Annotated in this window: 17 protein-coding genes; 14 read left to right on the forward strand and 3 right to left on the reverse strand. The window is 71.7% G+C overall.

Annotated features, from left to right (window positions below):
* The first annotated feature begins 3 nt into the window (after positions 1-3).
* Together BSZ37_RS08600 and BSZ37_RS08605 are read left to right on the forward strand one after the other, a co-directional pair.
* Positions 4-1,227, forward strand: coding sequence for a TolB family protein (locus BSZ37_RS08600; RefSeq protein WP_095510158.1), 1,224 nt, complete (start codon positions 4-6; stop codon positions 1,225-1,227).
* Positions 1,228-1,286: 59 nt separating this feature from the next.
* Positions 1,287-1,658 carry a DUF805 domain-containing protein gene (locus BSZ37_RS08605; RefSeq protein WP_179299537.1) on the forward strand — a complete coding sequence of 124 codons (372 nt, stop codon included), beginning with the start codon at positions 1,287-1,289 and terminating at the stop codon, positions 1,656-1,658.
* 60 nt (positions 1,659-1,718) lie between these two features.
* Here the strand turns inward: BSZ37_RS08605 and BSZ37_RS08610 are convergent, their stop codons facing one another.
* Positions 1,719-4,253, reverse strand: a complete 2,535-nt coding sequence (locus BSZ37_RS08610) for an outer membrane beta-barrel family protein (RefSeq protein ID WP_095510160.1) — start codon at positions 4,251-4,253, stop codon at positions 1,719-1,721.
* 375 nt (positions 4,254-4,628) lie between these two features.
* Between BSZ37_RS08610 and BSZ37_RS08615 the strand changes: the two genes are divergently transcribed.
* The 6 genes from BSZ37_RS08615 to BSZ37_RS08640 all read left to right on the forward strand — a co-directional run bounded on the left by BSZ37_RS08615 (position 4,629) and on the right by BSZ37_RS08640 (position 11,158).
* On the forward strand, positions 4,629-5,276 hold the full coding sequence (locus tag BSZ37_RS08615) for a hypothetical protein (RefSeq protein ID WP_095510161.1): 648 nt from the start codon (positions 4,629-4,631) through the stop codon (positions 5,274-5,276).
* A 67-nt stretch (positions 5,277-5,343) separates the two neighbouring features.
* On the forward strand, positions 5,344-6,042 hold the full coding sequence (locus tag BSZ37_RS08620) for a DUF1963 domain-containing protein (protein ID WP_095510162.1): 699 nt from the start codon (positions 5,344-5,346) through the stop codon (positions 6,040-6,042).
* A 90-nt stretch (positions 6,043-6,132) separates the two neighbouring features.
* Complete coding sequence (metH, locus tag BSZ37_RS08625) at positions 6,133-9,807, forward strand: methionine synthase (RefSeq protein WP_095510163.1); 3,675 nt, start codon at positions 6,133-6,135, stop codon at positions 9,805-9,807.
* Between the two features lie 4 nt (positions 9,808-9,811).
* A complete protein-coding gene (locus BSZ37_RS08630; protein WP_095510164.1) occupies positions 9,812-10,006 on the forward strand; it encodes a hypothetical protein in 195 nt (64 codons plus the stop codon).
* The gene (locus BSZ37_RS08635; RefSeq protein WP_095510165.1) at positions 10,003-10,365 is read left to right on the forward strand and encodes a cupin domain-containing protein; all 363 of its coding nucleotides are present in this window, start codon (positions 10,003-10,005) and stop codon (positions 10,363-10,365) included. Before BSZ37_RS08630 ends, BSZ37_RS08635 begins: the two co-directional genes overlap by 4 nt.
* Before the next feature lie 85 nt (positions 10,366-10,450).
* Positions 10,451-11,158, forward strand: a complete 708-nt coding sequence (locus BSZ37_RS08640) for a DUF922 domain-containing protein (RefSeq protein ID WP_095510166.1) — start codon at positions 10,451-10,453, stop codon at positions 11,156-11,158.
* A gap of 6 nt (positions 11,159-11,164) precedes the next feature.
* Here BSZ37_RS08640 and BSZ37_RS08645 read toward each other — a convergent pair whose 3' ends face one another.
* Complete coding sequence (locus BSZ37_RS08645; protein ID WP_095510167.1) at positions 11,165-11,941, reverse strand: enoyl-CoA hydratase; 777 nt, start codon at positions 11,939-11,941, stop codon at positions 11,165-11,167.
* A 125-nt stretch (positions 11,942-12,066) separates the two neighbouring features.
* Here BSZ37_RS08645 and BSZ37_RS08650 point away from each other — a divergent pair, with 125 nt between their 5' ends.
* Positions 12,067-12,645 carry a biotin transporter BioY gene (locus tag BSZ37_RS08650; protein WP_095510168.1) on the forward strand — a complete coding sequence of 193 codons (579 nt, stop codon included), beginning with the start codon at positions 12,067-12,069 and terminating at the stop codon, positions 12,643-12,645.
* Positions 12,646-12,788: 143 nt separating this feature from the next.
* The gene (locus BSZ37_RS08655; RefSeq protein WP_095510169.1) at positions 12,789-13,472 is read left to right on the forward strand and encodes a hypothetical protein; all 684 of its coding nucleotides are present in this window, start codon (positions 12,789-12,791) and stop codon (positions 13,470-13,472) included.
* Positions 13,473-13,584: 112 nt separating this feature from the next.
* On the opposite strand, the gene BSZ37_RS08660 is transcribed toward BSZ37_RS08655, so the two are convergent.
* Positions 13,585-14,232: a response regulator transcription factor gene (locus BSZ37_RS08660; RefSeq protein WP_179299538.1), complete on the reverse strand. Its 648-nt coding sequence runs from the start codon at positions 14,230-14,232 to the stop codon at positions 13,585-13,587.
* A gap of 217 nt (positions 14,233-14,449) precedes the next feature.
* Between BSZ37_RS08660 and BSZ37_RS08665 the strand changes: the two genes are divergently transcribed.
* From BSZ37_RS08665 to BSZ37_RS08680, 4 genes are all read left to right on the forward strand, one after another.
* Entirely contained in the window at positions 14,450-15,550 is a 1,101-nt protein-coding gene (locus BSZ37_RS08665) for a vWA domain-containing protein (protein ID WP_095510171.1), read from the forward strand.
* Between the two features lie 107 nt (positions 15,551-15,657).
* The gene (locus tag BSZ37_RS08670; RefSeq protein WP_095510172.1) at positions 15,658-16,410 is read left to right on the forward strand and encodes an HAD family hydrolase; all 753 of its coding nucleotides are present in this window, start codon (positions 15,658-15,660) and stop codon (positions 16,408-16,410) included.
* Between the two features lie 115 nt (positions 16,411-16,525).
* Entirely contained in the window at positions 16,526-17,326 is an 801-nt protein-coding gene (locus tag BSZ37_RS08675) for a L,D-transpeptidase family protein (protein ID WP_095510173.1), read from the forward strand.
* 103 nt (positions 17,327-17,429) lie between these two features.
* Positions 17,430-18,806 carry an NfeD family protein gene (locus BSZ37_RS08680; protein ID WP_095510174.1) on the forward strand — a complete coding sequence of 459 codons (1,377 nt, stop codon included), beginning with the start codon at positions 17,430-17,432 and terminating at the stop codon, positions 18,804-18,806.
* The last annotated feature ends 21 nt before the right edge of the window (positions 18,807-18,827 follow it).

Genomic DNA, 18,827 nt, shown 5'->3' on the forward strand with positions numbered 1-18,827 from the left:
CCCATGCGCCTCCCGCTCCTCCTCGCCCTCGCGGGCCTCACGATTCTCGCCGGCTGCCAGACCGCCAACACGCGGCTGGCGGAGGACACGGAAGCGGCCGTCGCGGCCGCCCAGGCCGACCAGCCCATCACCGGCGCGCCGACCCCCGCCGACGACGGCCCCGACTACGTCGCCTCCGCCGACAGCCTCCGGTTCCCGGGCGAGGTCCACCTCCGCAACGTCCGCCAGCTCACGTTCGGCGGCAACAACGCCGAGGCCTACTGGAGCCCCGACGGCGCCGCGCTCATCTTCCAGAGCGACTGGGACGCGATCAACCCCCAGGGCTGCGACCAGCAGTTCGTGATGTCCGTCGCCGAGGGCGCCGGGCGCGACGGCGACGGCGCCGAGCTCGTCTCCACGGGCCGCGGCCGGACGACCTGCGGCTACTTCCTCTCGGACGACCGGATCGTCTACGCCTCGACGCACCCCGGCGGCGACGCCTGCCCCGTCACGGCCGCGTCGCAGACCGGCCGCTACGTCTGGGACATCTTCCCCAGCTACGACATCTACGTCGCCGACGCCGACGGCCGGAACCTGGAGGTCCTGATCGGCGGCGAGGGCTACGACGCGGAGGCGACCGTCAGCCCCGACGGCCGGTACGTGATCTTCACCTCGACGCGCTCCGGCGACCTCGAGCTCTGGCGCTACGACACGGGGACGGGCGACCTCCTCCAGCTCACCGACACGCTGGGCTACGACGGCGGGGCCTTCTTCTCGCCCGACGGCTCGAAGATCGTCTGGCGCGCCTCCCGCCCGACCGGCGCCGACGCCGAGTCCTACCGCGCGCTCCTCGCGCAGGACGCCGTCCAGCCCGGCGCGCTCAACCTGTTCGTCGCCGATGCCGACGGCTCGAACGCCCGCCAGGTGACCGACCTCCCGGGCGCCAACTGGGCCCCGTTCTTCCACCCGTCGGGCGAGCGGATCCTCTTCGCCTCGAACCACCACACGCTCGCCGAGGGCGGCCGCGAGTTCGACCTGTTCCTCGTCGGCCTCGACGGAGGCGCCCCTGAGCGCGTCACGTTCTCCGGCACGTTCGACGCCTTCCCGATGTTCTCGCCCGACGGCACGCGCCTCGTGTTCGCCTCGAACCGCCGCGGCGACCGCGCCGACAGCCGCGACACGAACGTCTTCGTCGCCGACTGGGTCGAGAACCCGACCGAGGCCGACCGCCTGTTCGGCACGGAGTAGCCCGCCTCGGTACCGAGGCGGAAGGGGCGGGAGGTATCCTCGGGGGCTCGCCCAGACCCGTGACGCCCGCCGCCGCCTACCTCCACGTCCTCGCCGCCTTCGCCGACTTCGACGGGCGCGCGTCGCGGGCCGAGCTGTGGGGCTTCGTGCTCGTCCACACGCTCGTGATGGGCGTACTGGTGGTCGCCTCGGCCGTCGTCGGGCGGTGGAGCGGCATGGGGTGGATCGCCGGGAGCGCCGTGGTCGCGCTCTACCTCGCCGTCTCGTTCTTTCCGGCCCTCTCGGCCGTCGCCCGGCGGCTCCACGACACCGGGCGGAGCAGTCTGCTCGTCGCTCTCGGCCTCGTGCCCATCGTCGGGTTGCTTCTGCTCTACTGGCTCGTGCTCCCAGGCGAGCCGGGGCCGAATCGGTACGGTCAGCCGCCTGAATGACGGGAGGGCGCCGAGCAGAAGTCGTCTCTGCTCGGCGCCCATCGGATCCATGGTTCGGCGCTAGATGCCGAACCCGTCGTCCATGCCGCCGCCCTGCTGGGGCTGCTGCGGCTGCTGCGGGCGGTTCTGGTTCGAGCCGAACGTGTACGTCAGCGTGAACGAGGCCTGGCGGATGGCCGGGTCGAACGACGTGTCGCGGAAGACGCGGCCGTCGTTGGTCTCGAACTCGAACTTGGCCAGCCCGAACGGGTCGTTGACGCGGGCCGCGAGCTGGATGCTCTCCGTGATCCGCTGGTTCAGCCCGATCGTCGAGAACGCGAACGCCTTCCGCTCGCCGTCGACCGACGGCTGGGCGCCGTTGTAGAACACGAAGCCCTGGAGGTTCGTCCCGTCGCGGACCTCCCACTGGAGGCTGGCGCGCGCGTTGTGCGACAGGGCCGAGACTTCGTCCGTGCCCGGCGTCGCGTCGGCGAGGACGGCCTGGTAGACGCTGCCCGACACGAACCCGCGGAGCGGGCCGAACTGCCCGAAGAACGTGAGGTCGGCGCCGTAGTTCGTCTCCGTGTCGAGGTTGGCGATCGTGAATAGGCCGACGCCCGTCTCCGGGTCGGTCGAGACGCGCCGCGTGATGGAGTCGGTCGTCCGGCGGTAGAACGGCGTGAGCGTCGCGAAGAACTTGTACTGGAGCGTGAGCTCGTACGAGTCGGTGTATTCAGGCCGGAGGCCGGGGTTGCCGGTGCGGACGAACGTCGTGTCGGAGAGGTCCGGGAACGGGTTGAGGAAGAACGTCTGCGGCCGCTGGATCCGGCGCGAGTACGAGCCCTTGACGAGCGTGCCCGGCTCGAGGGCGTAGGTCAGGAAAGCGCTCGGGAAGAGGCTCGTGTAGCTCAGCGACGTCTCGGCGTCGGGGTCGATGAACGGGTTGGCCTCCTCGGGGAGCTCCGTGAGCAGGTCGAAGTTGCGCTGGGCGTACTCGGCGCGGAGGCCGACCTGGGCCTGGAACGGCCCGAGCGGGCGGGCGCCCTGGACGTAGGCCGCGACGATCTGGCGGTCGTAGTCGAACGCGTTGGTCTGGTTCGGGTCGATCTCGAGGTCGTCGCGGGTGTCGCCCGAGAGGAACTCGCTGTCGCTGGCGACCCACTCGGCCGAGGCCTTCGTGCCGAGCTCGAGCTTGAGCGGCCCGACCGGCCGCGTGTAGTCGACCTGGAACGAGGCCTCGTCGTTGATCTGGTCCGTCGTCTGCGACTGGACGCCCGTGAGGACGTCGTCGGTGGCCAAGTCGAGGAACAGCCCGAGGCCGCCGTTCTCGAAGTGCGTGTAGCGGGTCTCGATGGCCAGCTCGTGGTCGCTCTGGGCGCCGCCGCCGCCGCGCGAGCCGCCGAAGCCGCCCATCCGCATCCGGCCGCCGCCCGCGTCGCCGCCCGCGCCACCACCGCTGTCCATGGCGTTCTCGAACCGGCGCCGGAAGACGAGCGCGGCGTCGCCGTTGAGCCCGTCGGAGTCGTTGTCGATGTCGCGGAACGTCTCGACCGGGGAGCCCCCGCCGATCGTCCGCTCGAACGTCGTCAGGCCATTCGTCGTGCCGTCGCGGAAGCCGAACGAGCCCTCGGCCGTGAGCGTCGTGCTCTCGCCGAGGTCGTAGGTCGCCGAGCCGTTGAGGAAGTGCGAGCTCTCGTCGTTGCCGCTGTCGCCGAGCTGGTACACGGCGAAGGCCCCGTCGAGCTCGCGCGTCTCGGTCGTGAACGTCGTCTGGCGCTCACCGTAGCGGTAGCCGTACTGGAGGTTCGTGTCCCAGGCCCCCGACTGGTAGGAGAGGTTCGCGCCGAGCTGGCCCGAGAGCTCGGTCCCGCCGCCGAACGTGAGGCCGCCGGAGAGGCCGCGGTCGGTCCCCTCCACGAGCACGATGTTGATGATCCCGCCCATCCCGTCGGGCTCGTACTTCGCCGACGGGTTCGGGATGACCTCGACGCGCTCGACCTTCTCGGCCGGGATCTGGCGGAGGAGCGCCGCGAGGAAGGCCCCCCGCACCGGGACGGGCCGCCCGTCGATCTGGATCACGACGTTCTGGTTGCCCCGCAGCGAGATGTTGCCGTCCGTGTCGACCTCGAGCGAGGGGAGCGTCTGGAGCGTCTCGATGGCGCTCCCGCCCGCCGTCACGGCCTGCTCCTGGACGTTGTAGACCGTCCGGTCGGCCTGCTGCTCGACGAACTCGCGCCGCGCCGTGACCTCGGCCTCGCCGAGCACCTCGGCGCCCTCACTCAGCCGGACCTCTCCGAGAGCCGTCGGCGCCCCGGCCGCGACCTCGAAGGCTTCGAGCGGGCGCATGTCGTAGCCGATGAAGCTGACGCGGGCGACGTACCGGCCCGGCCGGACGGGGTCGATCGACACGGCCCCGTCGACATCCGCGGCACCGCCGGTGGCAAACGACGTGTCGGGCAGCGCGTAGAGGGCGAGCGTGGCCTGCGGGAGCGGGGCGCCCGTGGCGTCGTCGACGATGGTGGCCGTGACGGCGCCTTGGGGGCGAGCGCCGGGCTGAGCGAACGCGGGCGCGGCGATCAGCAAGGCCAGCAGGAGGGGGGGGTACCGGAGGGACATGGGGGACGCGGGGGAGTCTGGCCTCCAACGGGAGCACCGTTAGAGAGTTGTGTCGATCGAGGTTGGTTGCACTTCGCTGTCGCGAACGGCACGGCGGGTGAGGCGAGGTGCAGAGCGCTCGGCGGATCGCCCTACGGGGGCGGTGGCCGACGGTTGCGTGGAGGTCGCGCCGCGAAGGAACGGCCAGTTGCAGGACCGCGCACAAGAGAGAGGTGGAAAGAAACGAGGGATATGGAAAGGTGGGGCGTGGGGAAGAGGAGCGCCATGACCCATTCGTGGCGGACCGGCTGAGGGTTCGCCGAGGGCCGCTGGAGGCGTGGGTGCCGGCCGGCGCGCGGCCATAGCTTGGCATCTCCCTCCGGATCCCCCCGTCCGATGCCCGTCCGCCTGCTGATCGTGTTCGCCTTGGTCGGGCTCGCCGGGTGCGTGCCGTACACCGTCGGGTCGACCCCGGCGACCGTCGCCCCGCGCGAAATCGAGCCGAGCGCGATGCTCCAGATCGCCTCCGGGCGCCGCGACCTCGACCGCGACGACGAGCCGGGCGGCGCGGCTCTGATGCTCGGCAACGAGGCCCGCCTCGGGCTCGACGAGCGGTCCGACGTCGGCGTCCGCCTGATCGGCCTCGGCAGCCTCACGGCGACCTACAAGCGACGGCTCACGGGCCCGATCCGAGGGGACGCCGGGACATCGCTGATCGTGGGGGCGGGCGTGATCGGCGCGAGCCACCTCCACCTCGAGGCCACCGTCGTCGCGTCGCCCGGCCCCATCGATGGCGCCCCGCGCGTGGTGCCGTACGGCGCGCTCCGGCTCCAGGACCTCACGCCGTTCTCCGGCGACGCGCTCGACACGACGCCGGCGCTCGGCCTCGTCGTGGGCGGCCGGTTCGGGTGGCCGGACCTCGCCGTCAGCCCCGAGATCGGCGTGTTCTACAGTCCCTCGCCGCTGGCTGGCGACGACGACGTCATTGTGGTCCCGTCGGTGACGGTCCGGGGCGACCGACTCCGAAAGGCGCTCGGCCTCTGACGTCGTCCGCCTCGGGCACTTTCCGGCCGGGCTCGGCGTCGACGCTGCGCCCTTTCCTCCCCCCGACATGGACGTCCCCGCCGCGCTCCAACCGTACGTCCGCACCGCGTGGCTGCCCGAGACCGCCGAGGAGGACGGCCCGCGTACGGCCTCGAAGCTCGGTGGCACGGCCTGGATCCCCGCCGACGAGACGTGGCCGGCGTGCCCGAACTGCGGCCGGTCGCTCCAACTCCTCCTCCAACTAAACCCCGACGACCTGCCCGAGGCGGTCCGGGGCGAGGTCGGCGAGGGGCTCGTCCAGCTCTTCTACTGCACGTCGCAGGACCCGCTCTGCGAGGTCGACTGCGAGGCGTTCTTCCCGTTTTCGGCCTCCGTCGTCGCTCGCCGCGTGGTCCCCGACGGGGAGGGGAGCGAGGCCGTCCCGGACCTCGCCGACCCGTTCCCGCCGCGTCGCGTGGTCGGCTGGCGGCCCGTCGACGACCTCCCGGTGCCGGAGGACGCGCCGGAGCTGAGCCTGCCGGACGAGGTCTGGGACGAGGTGTATCGGCACGGCCTCGTCGAGCGCGACAAGCTCGCGGGGTGGCCCACCTGGATCCAGGGGCCGGAGCGCCCGGCGTGCCCGCGCTGCGGGACGGAGATGCGGGTCGTCTTCCAGATCGTGTCCGACGACACGCTGCCCATCCTCTTCGGTGACATGGGGACGGGCCACCTCACGCGGTGCCCCGAGCACGCGGACGTGCTCACCTTCGGCTGGGCCTGCACGTGAGCCGGCCCCACTCCGGCGCTGCTGACTCGTAAGGACTCCCCACGCCGTCGGCGCCGGGGGCTCCTAGCTTGCGGCCTCCCCCTGAGACCCATGACGACGCTCGACACGCTCCGCCCGCTCCTCGACCGCCGGATCCTCGTCCTCGACGGGGCCATGGGCACCATGATCCAGCGCGCCGGGATCACCGAGGCCGACATCCGGGGGGACCGGTTCGCCGACTGGCCCGGGTCCCTGGCCGGCGCCAACGACCTCCTCTGCCTCACGCAGCCCGACGTCATCGCCGGCATCCACCGCCAGTACTTCGCCGCCGGCGCCGACGTCGCCTCGACGAACACGTTCAACGCCCAGGCCATCTCGCTGGCGGACTACGACCTCTCGGACCTCGCCTACGAGCTCAACGTCGCCGCCGCCCGCCTCGCCCGCGACGCCGCCGAGGCGGCCTCGACCGACGACCGGCCGCGGTTCGTCGCCGGCTCGATCGGGCCGATGAACCGGACGCTCTCGCTCTCGCCCGACGTCGAGGACCCCGGCTTCCGGGCCGTCACCTTCGACGAGGTGAAGGACGCCTACGCGACCCAGATCCGCGGGCTCGTCGACGGCGGGGCCGACGTGCTCCTGGTCGAGACCATCTTCGACACGCTCAACGCGAAGGCGGCCGTCGTCGCCCTCCGCGAGCACCGCCGCGCGACCGGGAGCCTTCCGCCGGTCATGATCTCGGGCACCATCGTCGACCAGTCGGGGCGGACGCTCGTGGGGCAGACCGTCGAGGCGTTCCACACGTCGCTGGCCCACGCGCCGGAGCTCCTGTCGTTCGGGCTCAACTGCGCGCTGGGGAGCGCCCAGATGCGGCCGTTCCTGGAGGAGCTGGCCGCCGCGACGCCGGCCTACGTCAGCCTCTACCCGAACGCCGGGCTGCCGAACGAGCTCGGCGGCTACGACGAGGGGCCGGCCTTCATGGCCGAGCAGGCCCGCGCCTATGCCGAGGAGGGCCTCCTCAACCTCGTCGGCGGGTGCTGCGGGACGACGCCCGACCACATCGCCGCCATCGCCGAGGCCGTCCGGGACCTCCCGCCTCGGGTGGCCTCCGAGCCGACCCGGACGTTCCGGGCGGCCGGGCTCGAGACGCTCACGATCCGCCCCGAGACCAACTTCGTCAACGTCGGCGAGCGGACGAACGTGACGGGCTCCCGCCGCTTCGCCCGGCTCATCAAGGAGGACGACTACGACGAGGCCCTGAGCGTCGCGGCGCAGCAGGTCGAGGCTGGCGCGCAGATGGTCGACGTGAACATGGACGAGGGGATGCTCGACAGCGCCGCGGCCATGCAGCGGTTCCTGCTCCTCGCGATGGCCGAGCCCGACATCGCCCGCGTCCCGGTCGTCGTCGACTCGTCGAAGTGGGACGTCATCGAGGCCGGGCTGAAGTGCGTGCCCGGCAAGCCGGTCGTCAACTCGATCTCGATGAAGGAGGGCGAGGACGCCTTCCGCCAGCAGGCCGAGCGGGCGCGCGACTACGGCGCCGCCGTCATCGTGATGGCCTTCGACGAGGACGGCCAGGCCGACACGCTGGAGCGCCGGATCGAGGTGTGCCAGCGGGCCTACCGGATTCTGACCGAGGAGGTCGGCGTGCCGCCCGAGGACGTCGTCTTCGACCCGAACATCTTCGCCGTCGCGACGGGCCTTGAGGAGCACCGCCGCTACGCGATCGACTTTCTCGAGGCGACGCGGTGGATCAAGGAGCACCTGCCCCACGCGCGCGTCTCGGGCGGCGTCTCGAACCTCTCGTTCTCGTTCCGCGGCAACGAGCCCGTCCGCGAGGCGATGCATTCGGCGTTCCTCTACCACGCGGTCCAGGCCGGGATGGACATGGGGATCGTCAACGCCGGCCAGCTGGCGGTCTACGACGACCTCGACCCCGAGCTGAAGGAGGCCGTCGAGGACGTCCTCTTCGACCGCCGCGACGACGCGACCGAGCGCCTCGTCGACCTCGCCGAGTCCTACCGCCAACCGGACGCCGCCGCGGAGGCCAAGACGGCCGCGTGGCGCGACGCGCCGGTCGAGGAGCGCCTGAGCCACGCGCTCGTCAAGGGCATCACGGACCACATCGAGGCCGACACGGAGGAGGCCCGCCAGCAGTTCGACCGCCCGCTCGACGTGATCGAGGGGCCGCTGATGGCCGGCATGAACCGCGTCGGCGACCTGTTCGGGTCGGGCAAGATGTTCCTCCCGCAGGTCGTCAAGAGCGCCCGCGTGATGAAGCGGGCCGTGGCGTACCTCACGCCCTACATCGAGGCCGAGCAGGTCGAGGCGAAGGCCCGGACGAAGGTGCTCATGGCGACCGTCAAGGGCGACGTCCACGACATCGGCAAGAACATCGTCGGCGTCGTCCTCGGGTGCAACGGGTACGACGTGATCGACCTCGGGGTGATGGTCCCGTCGCAGACGATCCTCGACGCCGCGCGCGAGCACGCCGTCGACGCGATCGGGCTGAGCGGGCTCATCACGCCGTCGCTCGACGAGATGGTCCACGTGGCGAAGGAGATGGAGCGGGCTGGGCTCAAGCTCCCGCTCCTCATCGGCGGGGCCACGACGTCGAAGCTCCACACAGCCGTGAAGGTGGCGCCGCACTATTCGGGCCCGGCCGTCCACGTGCTCGACGCGTCGAAGTCGGTCCCGGCCGTGTCGTCGCTCGTGGGGGAGGGCCGCGACGCCTACGCGAAGGGCGTGGCCGACGAGTACGCCGACGTTCGCGAGCGCTACGCCGCCCGCCAGCGGACGCAGACGATTCTTTCGATCGGGGAGGCGCGCGCCAACGCTCAGCGGGTCGAGTTCACCGACCTCCCCGTGCCGCACGACCTCGGCGTCCACCCGGTCGAGGCGAGCGTCGGCGAGCTCCGCTCGTGGATCGACTGGGGGCCGTTCTTCATCGCCTGGGAGATGCGGGGCTCGTACCCGCAGATCTTCGACGACCCCGACAAGGGCGAGACGGCCCGCAAGCTCTACGACGACGCGCAGGCGCTGCTCGACGAGATCGAGCGCGACGGGCGCCTCACGCCCAAGGCCGTCTTCGGCCTGTTCCCGGCCCGCGCCGACGGCGACGACCTCCGCCTCGACACCGAGGCGGGCGAGGTCGCGCTCCACACGCTCCGCCAGCAAACGCAGAAGACGCCCGGCAAGCCCAACCGCGCGCTGTCCGATTTCGTCGCGCCCGAGGGCGACCACCTCGGCGCGTTCGTCGTGACGATCCACGGCGCCGAGGCGCTGGCGGCCGAGGCCCGCGCCGCGCACGACGACTACCGCGCCATCCTGGCCCAGTCGCTCGCCGACCGGCTGGCGGAGGCCCTCGCCGAGTGGTTGCATGCTCACGTTCGTCGCGAGGCCTGGGGCTACGCGCCCGACGAGGACCTGTCGGACAAGGAGATCCTCCGCGAGCGCTACCGCGGCATCCGACCGGCACCGGGCTACCCGGCCCAGCCTGACCACACCGAGAAGGTCACGATCTTCGACCTCCTGGACGCCGATCACCACACGGGCGCCGGCCTCACCGAGCACCTCGCCATGACGCCGCCCGCGACCGTCTGCGGCATCTACTTCGCGCACCCCGACGCGTCCTACTTCAACGTCGGCCCGCTGGGGCGCGACCAGGTCGAAGACTACGCGGCACGGAAGGGGATGTCGGTCGAAGCGATCGAGCGGTGGCTCTCACCGGTCCTCGCCTACGAACCGACGGAGGACTCCGGCCGTACCCTGCCGGCCCAAGCCGCTTGAGATCATGGCGTTCGCCTACCTCGTACTCCTCGTACTGACCACCTGGTTTGTCGTCGGCTTCGCCGTGATTGTGCGCCGTAGGGCGTGGCGGGTCGCCGCGACCTCGGTGCTTCTGGGTCTCCTCACCGCCGTCGGGTGGATTCCGTGGCTCCGGGGGCGGGTTGGGGCGCGGCTCGAACGGCTCGCCGAGCGCCCATGACCCCGATTGACCTCGCCGCCAAGCTCTCGCAGTTCGACGCGACGTGGACGCCCCACGTCGTCGCCGATCTCAACGGCCAGCAGGTCAAGCTGGCGAAGCTCGAGGGCGCCTTCGTGTGGCACGACCACGCCGACGAGGACGAGCTGTTCTGGGTCGTCTCGGGGCGCCTCCGGATCGAGTTCCGCGACGCGCCCGACGCCGTGCTCGGGCCGGGCCAGATCGTGGTCGTCCCGCGTGGCGTCGAGCACCGGCCGGTGGCGGAGCCGACCGCCGAGGTGGTCCTGTTCGAACCCGCGACGACGAAGCACACCGGCGACGTCGACAGCGAGCGGACGGTCCGCGACCTCCCCAGGCTCTAGGGAATCGCCTTGGGTGGGTCTGCGACCTTCCCGTGCCTAAGGTCGCCCAGGGACCGACCGATACCGGAGGGGATCCGACCCTGAGATGCGCCTCCTCGTCCTCGCCGTTCTCCTGCCCGCGCTCGGCGCGGCGTCATTCTGGGCCCTCACGCAGGGTCCGTTGGCACCGTCGTCGCTCGAGGGGGTCTCGGTAGACTCGCTCCGCGCCGCCGCCGCTACCCTCGCGCCGACTGGCAACGGCCCCGGGTCGTCGTCTGGCGGGCCGCCCGAGCCCGAGCGGCCGCCCATCCAGGTCAACCGCACGCACGAGACGTACGCCGTCACTGGCGAGACGGTCGACGACGTCCTCCGGTCGCTCCTGGACCGAGGCCCCCGCGAAGGGGACGACATCTTCTTCGGACTGACGGAGACCGCGCTCGACGTCCGCTACGATCCGCGTGAGATTTCGGGCGGTTGCATCATCGAAGACACCGAGGTCGACCTCGTGCTCGTCGTCACGCTCCCGGAGTGGATGCCAGCGCCGGGCACCGATCCCGCATTGCTCCGCGATTGGGGCCGGTTCCGGCGGGCCCTCGCGGCGCACGAGGAGCGGCACCAGACGATCGCCCTCGACGGGGCCGAGGCCGCGTACCGCGCGGTCGCCGGGCTCTACCGGGACTCGTGCGAGGAGGCCGTCGCCGAGGCGCGCGGCCGGCTGGAGCGGCTGGGCGTCGAGGCCAGCGCGGCCCACCGGCGCTACGACGCCGACACGAACCACGGGCGGAAAGAGGGCGCCGCGTGGCCGGTCCCGTAGTCGGGGTTATTCGAACCGGGAGAAGTCGGGTGCGCGCTTCTCGAAGAACGCCGTGAACGCCTCCTGCGCCTCGGGCGAGCCGAGGCGCTCGACGAACAGGGCCCCTTCGCGTGCGAATGCCTCGCCGATGGCGTCGGCCGCGTCGTGACGCAGGAGCGCCTTCGTGTGGCGGACCGCGGCCGGCGGCTTCGCGGCGAGCGCGGCGGCCCGCTCGAGGGCGTGCGCCACCGGGTCGTCCACGACAGCGTTGACCAAGCCCAACTCGGCGGCCGTCTCGACCGGGACGGCGTCGCCGAAGAGGAGGAACTCGGCCGCGCGTGCCGGTCCCGCGAGGCGCGGGAAGAGCAGGCTCGACGCGGCCTCCGGCACGAGCCCGAGGTCGACGAACGGCATCTTGAGGACGGCGTCCGGCGCGGCGTAGGCGAGGTCGCAGTGGAGCAGGATCGTCGTCCCGATCCCGATCGCCGGCCCGGCGACGGCGGCGACGAGCGGCTTCGGGAACGTGGCCGCGGCCTGGAGGAACCGGAAGACCGGGCTGTCGGGGCCGGTCGGCGGGTCCATCATGAAGTCGCCGAGGTCGTTGCCGGCCGTGAACACCCCGCCGCGCCCGCTGAGGACGACCACGCGGACGGCGCCGTCGTCGGCGGCCTCGGACAGGAGGTCGGCGAGGCGGCCGTACATGGCGCGCGTGAGGGCGTTCTTCTTCTCGGGCCGGTCCAGCACGAGGTGGAGCACGCGTCCGTCGAGCGTGGCGTCGACGTGGTCCTGGGTCGAGTCGGTCATCGGGAGGGGAGAGGGGCGCTCCGGAAGCTACGGGCGGCCCCGGGCCTTCCCGGAGGTTCACCGAGGGGGGGCGGAGCCTCCCGGCAGGCCCCGCGTATCTTGGCGGCCCCTCGTCCGACTCGCCCATGTCCGTCGCCCTCGCCGCCCCGTCCGCCGCCTCCGTCGACCGCCTCCGCGCCGACGACGCCCCGCTCGCGCTCCAAGCCGCGCTCGTCGTGGGCACGGCCCTCCTGACCGGCCTGCTCGCCCAGTTCGAACTCCGCGTCTACCTCTGGGAGGTCCCTCTCACGCTCCAGTCCATCGCCGTCTACGGCGCCGGGCTCTTCCTCGGCTGGCGGACCGGCGCGCTGGCGATGCTGCTGTACCTCGCGCTCGGGCTTGTCCTCCCGATGTACGCAGGCGGCGGCTCGGGCCTCGACCACCTGCTGGGCGCATCCGTCGGCTACCTCGTCGGGTTCCCGCTCGTGGCGGTCGTGGCCGGGCTCGTGACCGAGCGGAGCCGCGGGGCCGGGCGGAGCGTCCTCGGGCTCCTCGCCGGATCCGTGGTCCTGTTCACGTGCGGCGTCGCCGGGCTCTACGTCGTGGCCGACTACAGCTGGGCCGAGGCCGCCGTCAACGGGTGGCTCAAGTTCGTCCCGTGGGACCTGACCAAGATCGCGCTCGTGACGTCCCTCTACGCCGCCGCGCGCCGCGCCACCGCCTGAGCGACTCGCCCCATTCTTCGTCCGACGCCCGCCCCAACCGGCGGGCGTCGTGCGTTCGGGGCGGACCGTTCCCCGATGAGGGCTCCGTTACCTGATCCGCCAGCCGGGCGGCCCTCCTTGTGCTCACGCATCCCCCCGACCCCATGCCCTCTCTCCGCGCTCCTCTCTCTGCGACCGTCGCCGCGCTGGCCGTCCTTGGCCTCGGCGCCTGCGACTCTTCCTACGACGACTACTACGAGGAGGACACCTCGCTCCAGGTCTTCGTCGCCGACTTCTCGTTCGACCCCGACGAGTACGACCCGCCGCGCGCCGACGAGGACCTCAAAACGGCGTCGTTCGACTCCCGCGACGCGACGGTCACGCGCGGCAGCCTCGACGACGCGCTGGAACTTGCCGGCGACGGGGCGCTCGTGATGCTCTACATCGACCTCGAGCTGGTCTCCGCGTTCGACGGCGCCGAGGGCAACACGACGTGGTCGGCCCTGCCGCTGTCGCGCTCGTTCGAGGAGCTCGTGCTGGCCACCGATGGGGAGGGCGGAACGTTCGAGATCCCGGTCGTCGGCTACACGGCGTCCTACGAGTACTCGTTCGACAACGACGACCTGTACTTCGACGTCGTCTCGTCGGCCCCGTACACCGACTTCTCGGACGACCCGCGCGTGCTGTTCGACTTCATCGTCCCGCAGCGCGTGGACGGCTCCGGCGACATCGACCTCCGGCTGGTCGTGATCCCAGACGAGCTGTACTACACGAACGCCCGCGCCGGCGCCCGCATCGACCTCCGCGACTACGAGGCCGTCAAGGCCGCCTACAACCTCCCGGACTGATCGGGAGCTCCCGCCTCGGCGTCGAGGCGGGGAGGGCCAGACACGCAGAAGGGGCAAGAGGTGCTGATCCTCTTGCCCCTTCCCATATGCCCCGTGCCACGCGCGAAGCGCGCTAGACCTCGTTCTGCGCCGTCCAGAGCGTGGCGCGCTGGACGAACTCGTTGGTCGTCTCGATGCCCAGCTTCTGCTTGATGTGGACGCGGTGCGTCTCGACCGTCTTGGGCGAGAGCATCATGGCCTCGGCCACCTGCGACGTCGTGAGGCCCTGGCCGAAGTAGCGGAACACCTCGAGCTCCCGGTCGGTGAGGTCGCCCACGGACGACTCGGCGCCGGCGCCGGCCGAGAGGTAGCTCCCCACGACCCGGTCGCGGACGGCGTCGGAGAGGTGGAGCCGGCCGTCGAGGACGGTCCGGATGGCCTCGAGCAGGATCCCCGAGGCCTCCTGCTTGGCGACGTACCCCATGGCCCCGGCCCGGACGGCCCGCTCGGCGTAGACCCGCTCGGGGTACGCCGAGACGACGAGGATCTTGACCTCCGGGTACATCGAGCGGATCTGCTTGGTCAGCTCGATCCCGTCGGACCCGTCGATGGCGATGTCGGCCAGGACGAGGTCGGGCTTGGCCGCCGAGAGGAGGTCGATGGCGTCGGGCCCCGACGACGCCTCGCCGACGACCTCGAGGTCCGGCGCGGAGCGGATGAGCGAGCGGATGCCCTCGCGGGTGATGGGGTGATCCTCGACGAGGAAGACGCGGTGGGTCATGGACGGGCGGTCCTGGGCCGAGTCGCGGCCCTGCTGGTGGCTACAGGAACGGGTGAGCGCCCGTGCGCGCTCAGGGAAAACACGACGGAGCCGTATCGGGGGTTTCCGTAGGGCGCGGCGCGGCGTCTCATTTTCACTCTCGAATGAAACCTGCATCGGGCACGGGCGGAACGACGCGGCCCGTTCGGGGTGCGACAGTCTGCTCTCCTTCGAACCCATGCGCTTCCGCTACGCCGAGTGGGACGACGCGCGCCACGGGACGGCGCGATCGACGTTCGACACGCTCTTCGACCTGTTCCAGCAGCTCCTCTTCCACACCGGCGGCGACGCCGACGAGGCGCTCCAGTGGCTCACGGCCATCGACAAGGAGTACGGGATCACCGACGAGGACATGGGCCTCGGCGACTTTATCGACGAGCTCAAGGACCGCGGCTACATCGACCGCGATGACCAGACGGGCGTCGTGAGCATCACGGCCAAGGCCGAGCGCGGCCTCCGCGAGCGGTCGCTCGAGGAGATCTTCAAGGACCTCCGGAAGGCCGGCCGCGGCGACCACAAGACGCCGTTCTCGGGGATGGGGAGCGAGCGCCAGCCCGAGACCCGGCCCTACACCTTCGGCGACGACGTCCACGACCTCGACGTCACGGGCACGCTCTCGAACGCCTTCCGCCGCGGCGGCATCGACGAGTTCGGGCTGACACAGGACGACTTCCAGGTGTTCGAGACCGACCACCACACGTCGGTGGCGACCGTCCTGATGATCGACCTCAGCCACTCGATGGTGCTCTACGGCGAGGACCGGATCACGCCGGCGCGCAAGACGGCCCTCGCCCTCGCCGAGCTCATCACGACGCGCTACCCTAAGGACACGCTCGACATCGTGGCGTTCGGGAACGAGGCGTGGGAGGTCGAGATGAAGGACCTCCCGTACCTCCAGGTCGGCCCGTACCACACGAACACGCGGGCCGGGCTCGAGCGGGCGCGCGACATCCTCCGGCGCCGGAAGAACCGCAACAAGCAGATCTTCATGGTGACCGACGGGAAACCGTCGTGCCACTTCGTGAACGGCCGGCTCTACCGGAACGCGTACGGGCTCGACCGCCAGATCGTCAACAAGGTGCTCGACGAGGCGGCCATCTGCCGGCGCGAGGGGATCACGATCACGACGTTCATGATCGCCCGCGACCCGTACCTCCAGGACTTCGTCCGCCAGCTGACGGAGGTGAACCACGGCCGCGCCTACTACGCCGGGCTCGACGAGTTGGGCGGGTTCCTGTTCGAGGACTACGTCCGCAACCGCCGCAAGCGGATGCGGTAGCCACCGCGACCCCGCCCACCTCGGTGCCGAGGCGGGCGACCTCACGCGGTCGTCACCCTGCGGGAGCGGGGCGCGGGGCAACTTGGCCGCGTCCTCCGCCCGACCCCGTGATCCGACTCTTCCTGGCCGACATCGACGGCTGTCTCTCCGAGCCGTACGTCCCGTTCGACCTCGACGGGTTCCGCCAACTCCGCGGCTGGGCGACGCGGGCGGAAACGGACGACCGGTACCCCCGCCTCGGCATCTGTTCCGGGCGGAGCTACGCCTACGTCGAGGCCACGTCGCAGGCGCTCGGGCTTCGGGCGCCGGCCCTGTTCGAGAGCGGCGGCGGCCGGTTCGACCTGCCCGACGCGCGCATCACCTGGAACCCCGCGCTGACGCCCGACACCGAGGCCGCGCTCGGGGCCTGCCGCGCGTTCCTCGTCGAGCACGTCGTCCCGCGCTCCGCGACCGTCTCGTTCGACTACGGGAAGCGGTCGCAGGCCGGCATCGTGAGCCCGGTCGTCGGCGAGTGCGAGACGTTTCTGGACGAGGTCGAGGCGTTCGTCGCCGAGCAGACGGTCGCGCTCCACGCCTACCACACGCCGTACTCCATCGACGTCGTGCCGGCGGGGCTGACCAAGGTCCAGGCCCTCCGCTGGCTCGCCGAGGCGGACGGACTGGGGCTCGGCGAACTCGCGTTCATCGGCGACACGAACGGTGACGCGCCGGCCATCGAGGCGGCCGGCCTCGGGTTCGCGCCGTCGAATGGCGTCGACGCGGCGCGAGGGGCGGCCGACGTGGTGACCGAGGGCGCCGTGCTCGACGGCGTGATCGAGGCGTACCGGGCGTGCCTCGCTCGCAACGGCGCCGAGGAATAACCTGGCACGGCGGCCCGTTCGCGTGACGCGGCGGTGGCCGACGTTTGTGAGCGATCCGCGTTGGGACGCCCGTGCCCGTTGCCGATACATTCGATCCGTCCCCCCCGCCCCCGCGATGCGCCAACTCGCCGTCCTGGTCCTCCTCGTCGCCCCCGCGCTCGCCAGCGCCCAGGCGAGCCGTGAGGTCTCGGCCGTGGGGGCGCCCGCGCCCGTCGTCTACGACGTCGACGCCGCGCCGGCCTACTACGTAACCGAGCGCGGCGTGGCGCTCCGCGAGGCGCCGCACGAGAACGCCCGGACGCTCGCGACGCTCCGGACCCGCGACGGCGTCCGCGTCCTCGCCGAGGACGGCGCCCCGGCGGACGGGTTCGCCCACGGTTGGCGGCTCGTGCAGTGGGGCGAGACGCGCGGCTACGTCCGCGCCGGGACGCTCTCGAACGTCTGGATCCGCGTCGACAAGAGCGAGCGGATGACGTACGTCTACCGCGGCGCCGAGCTGCTCCGCGAGTTCCCGGCCGACGTGTCGGTGAGCCCCGAGGACAAGGTCCGGCGATCGGGGCAGGAGGAACTCGAGCACTACCGGATCCCCGAGGGCACGTTCTTCGTGACGCGCCTCAACCCCAACTCGAGCTACTACCGGGCCTTCGTCCTGAGCTACCCCGGCCCCGCTCACGCGCTGCGCGGGGTCCGGGACGGCATCATCACGCAGGCGCAGTACGAGGCCATCGCACGGGCCGACCGGGAGGGCCTGGAGCCACCGATGAACACGGCGCTCGGCGGGCTCATCGAGATCCACGGCCACGGCTCCGGACGCCAGCGGGCGTGGACCCGCGGGTGCGTCGCGCTCCGCAACGTCCACATGGACGAGCTGTGGGCCTACGTCGAGGTCGGCACGCCCGTCGTCATCGAGCCGTAGGACGGGCACGGACAGGGGGCGGGGAGGCCGCGCCGAAGCCGGCGCGAAGTCGCAACACCGGGTTATGGGCCGACGTACCCGCCCGACACGTTCCGTCCGTCCCATGACCGCCCTCCGCTCGGCCGTCCCCACCCTGCTCCTCGCGCTGCTCGCGGTTGCCGCCGGCGGGCCACGCGCCCAGTCCGCCGAGGCCCTCACGCTCGACGCGCCGCTCGGCGACGGGCCGGTCTACCACGTCACGATCGACGGGATGATCGACAACGCGCTCGCGGCCTACGTCGACCGCGCGCTCAGCGACGCCGCCGCCGACTCCGCGGCCGTCGTCGTCTTCCGCATCGACACGTTCGGCGGCCTCCTCGACGCGGCCGACGAGATCCGCAAGGCCATCCTGTCGTCGCCGGTCCCGACGGTCGCCGTGATCGACCGGAACGCGGCCTCGGCAGGCGCCCTCATCGCCTACGCCAACGACAAGATCGTCTTCGTGCCCGGTGCGTCGATGGGCGCCGCGACGGCCGTGAACCAGACCGGCGAGTACGCCCCCGAAAAGATCCAGAGCTACACGCGCGGCCTGATGCGCGCGACGGCCGAGGCGACCGGCCGCGACCCGCAGATCGCCGAGGCCATGGTCGACGAGACCATCGCCGTGCCGGGCGTCAGCGAGGAGGGCGAACTCCTGACCGTTTCGTCGGATGAGGCCCTCCGCCTCGGCATCGCCGACGCCGTCCTCCCGTCCGTCGACGCCGTCGTCGACGCGCTGGGGGCGGAGAGCAACCGACAGGAGGACCACGCGGCGACGCGGGCCGAGCGGGTCCTCCGGTTCCTCGGATCACCGGTCATGGCCTCGCTCCTGCTCATGATGATGATGGGCGGGCTGTACTTCGAGATCCAGACGCCGGGCGTCGGGTTCGCGGGCGCCGTCGCGCTCGTCGGGGCCGCGCTGTTCTTCGCCCCGCACTACCTGCTCGGGCTCGTCGAGAGCTGGGAGATCGCGCTCTTCGCCGTCGGGGTCGGGCTGCTCTTGGTCGAGGTGTTTGTGACGCCGGGGTTCGGCGTGTTCGGGGTCGGCGGGCTCGTGCTCACGCTCGGCGCGCTCCTCATCGCGCTCGTCCCCAACGTCGGGTTCGACTTCCCGACGAACGGCGAGATCGCGCGGGCGACGACGACGCTGGCCGGTGCCCTCGTGCTCCTGGTCCTCTTCGCGATCTCGCTGGGCCGAATGCTCCCACGGTCCGAGCGGTTCAACCGGCTCGTCCTCGCGCCCGACCTGTCGGCCGCGTCCGGCTACACGTCGTCCGACACGCTGGCCGACCTCGTGGGCCTGTCGGGCACGGCGGTCACGAGCCTCCGCCCGTCGGGCACGGCCGAGATCGACGGGCGGCGCGTCGACGTCGTGTCGGAGGGCCCGTTCGTGTCGTCCGGGGCGCGGGTCGAGGTCGTCCGCTCACGCGGCGCCGTCGTCGTCGTCCGTGAGGTTTCTTAGGGGCTTCGGCCCACCGTTCGA

The organism is Rubrivirga marina (genome assembly GCF_002283365.1).
GTDB classification, from domain to species: domain Bacteria; phylum Bacteroidota; class Rhodothermia; order Rhodothermales; family Rubricoccaceae; genus Rubrivirga; species Rubrivirga marina.

Excerpts from the sequence above, each read along its gene's own strand:
- BSZ37_RS08665 (WP_095510171.1), top strand. The coding sequence starts at position 14,450 with ATGCGCTTCCGCTACGCCGAGTGGGACGACGCGCGCCACGGGACGGCG.
- BSZ37_RS08655 (WP_095510169.1), top strand. The coding sequence starts at position 12,789 with ATGCCCTCTCTCCGCGCTCCTCTCTCTGCGACCGTCGCCGCGCTGGCC.
- BSZ37_RS08620 (WP_095510162.1), top strand. The coding sequence starts at position 5,344 with ATGGACGTCCCCGCCGCGCTCCAACCGTACGTCCGCACCGCGTGGCTG.
- BSZ37_RS08600 (WP_095510158.1), top strand. The coding sequence starts at position 4 with ATGCGCCTCCCGCTCCTCCTCGCCCTCGCGGGCCTCACGATTCTCGCC.
- BSZ37_RS08630 (WP_095510164.1), top strand. The coding sequence starts at position 9,812 with ATGGCGTTCGCCTACCTCGTACTCCTCGTACTGACCACCTGGTTTGTC.
- BSZ37_RS08675 (WP_095510173.1), top strand. The coding sequence starts at position 16,526 with ATGCGCCAACTCGCCGTCCTGGTCCTCCTCGTCGCCCCCGCGCTCGCC.
- BSZ37_RS08615 (WP_095510161.1), top strand. The coding sequence starts at position 4,629 with ATGCCCGTCCGCCTGCTGATCGTGTTCGCCTTGGTCGGGCTCGCCGGG.
- BSZ37_RS08610 (WP_095510160.1), bottom strand. The coding sequence starts at position 4,253 with ATGTCCCTCCGGTACCCCCCCCTCCTGCTGGCCTTGCTGATCGCCGCG.
- BSZ37_RS08635 (WP_095510165.1), top strand. The coding sequence starts at position 10,003 with ATGACCCCGATTGACCTCGCCGCCAAGCTCTCGCAGTTCGACGCGACG.
- BSZ37_RS08640 (WP_095510166.1), top strand. The coding sequence starts at position 10,451 with ATGCGCCTCCTCGTCCTCGCCGTTCTCCTGCCCGCGCTCGGCGCGGCG.
- metH (WP_095510163.1), top strand. The coding sequence starts at position 6,133 with ATGACGACGCTCGACACGCTCCGCCCGCTCCTCGACCGCCGGATCCTC.
- BSZ37_RS08660 (WP_179299538.1), bottom strand. The coding sequence starts at position 14,232 with ATGACCCACCGCGTCTTCCTCGTCGAGGATCACCCCATCACCCGCGAG.
- BSZ37_RS08680 (WP_095510174.1), top strand. The coding sequence starts at position 17,430 with ATGACCGCCCTCCGCTCGGCCGTCCCCACCCTGCTCCTCGCGCTGCTC.
- BSZ37_RS08650 (WP_095510168.1), top strand. The coding sequence starts at position 12,067 with ATGTCCGTCGCCCTCGCCGCCCCGTCCGCCGCCTCCGTCGACCGCCTC.
- BSZ37_RS08645 (WP_095510167.1), bottom strand. The coding sequence starts at position 11,941 with ATGACCGACTCGACCCAGGACCACGTCGACGCCACGCTCGACGGACGC.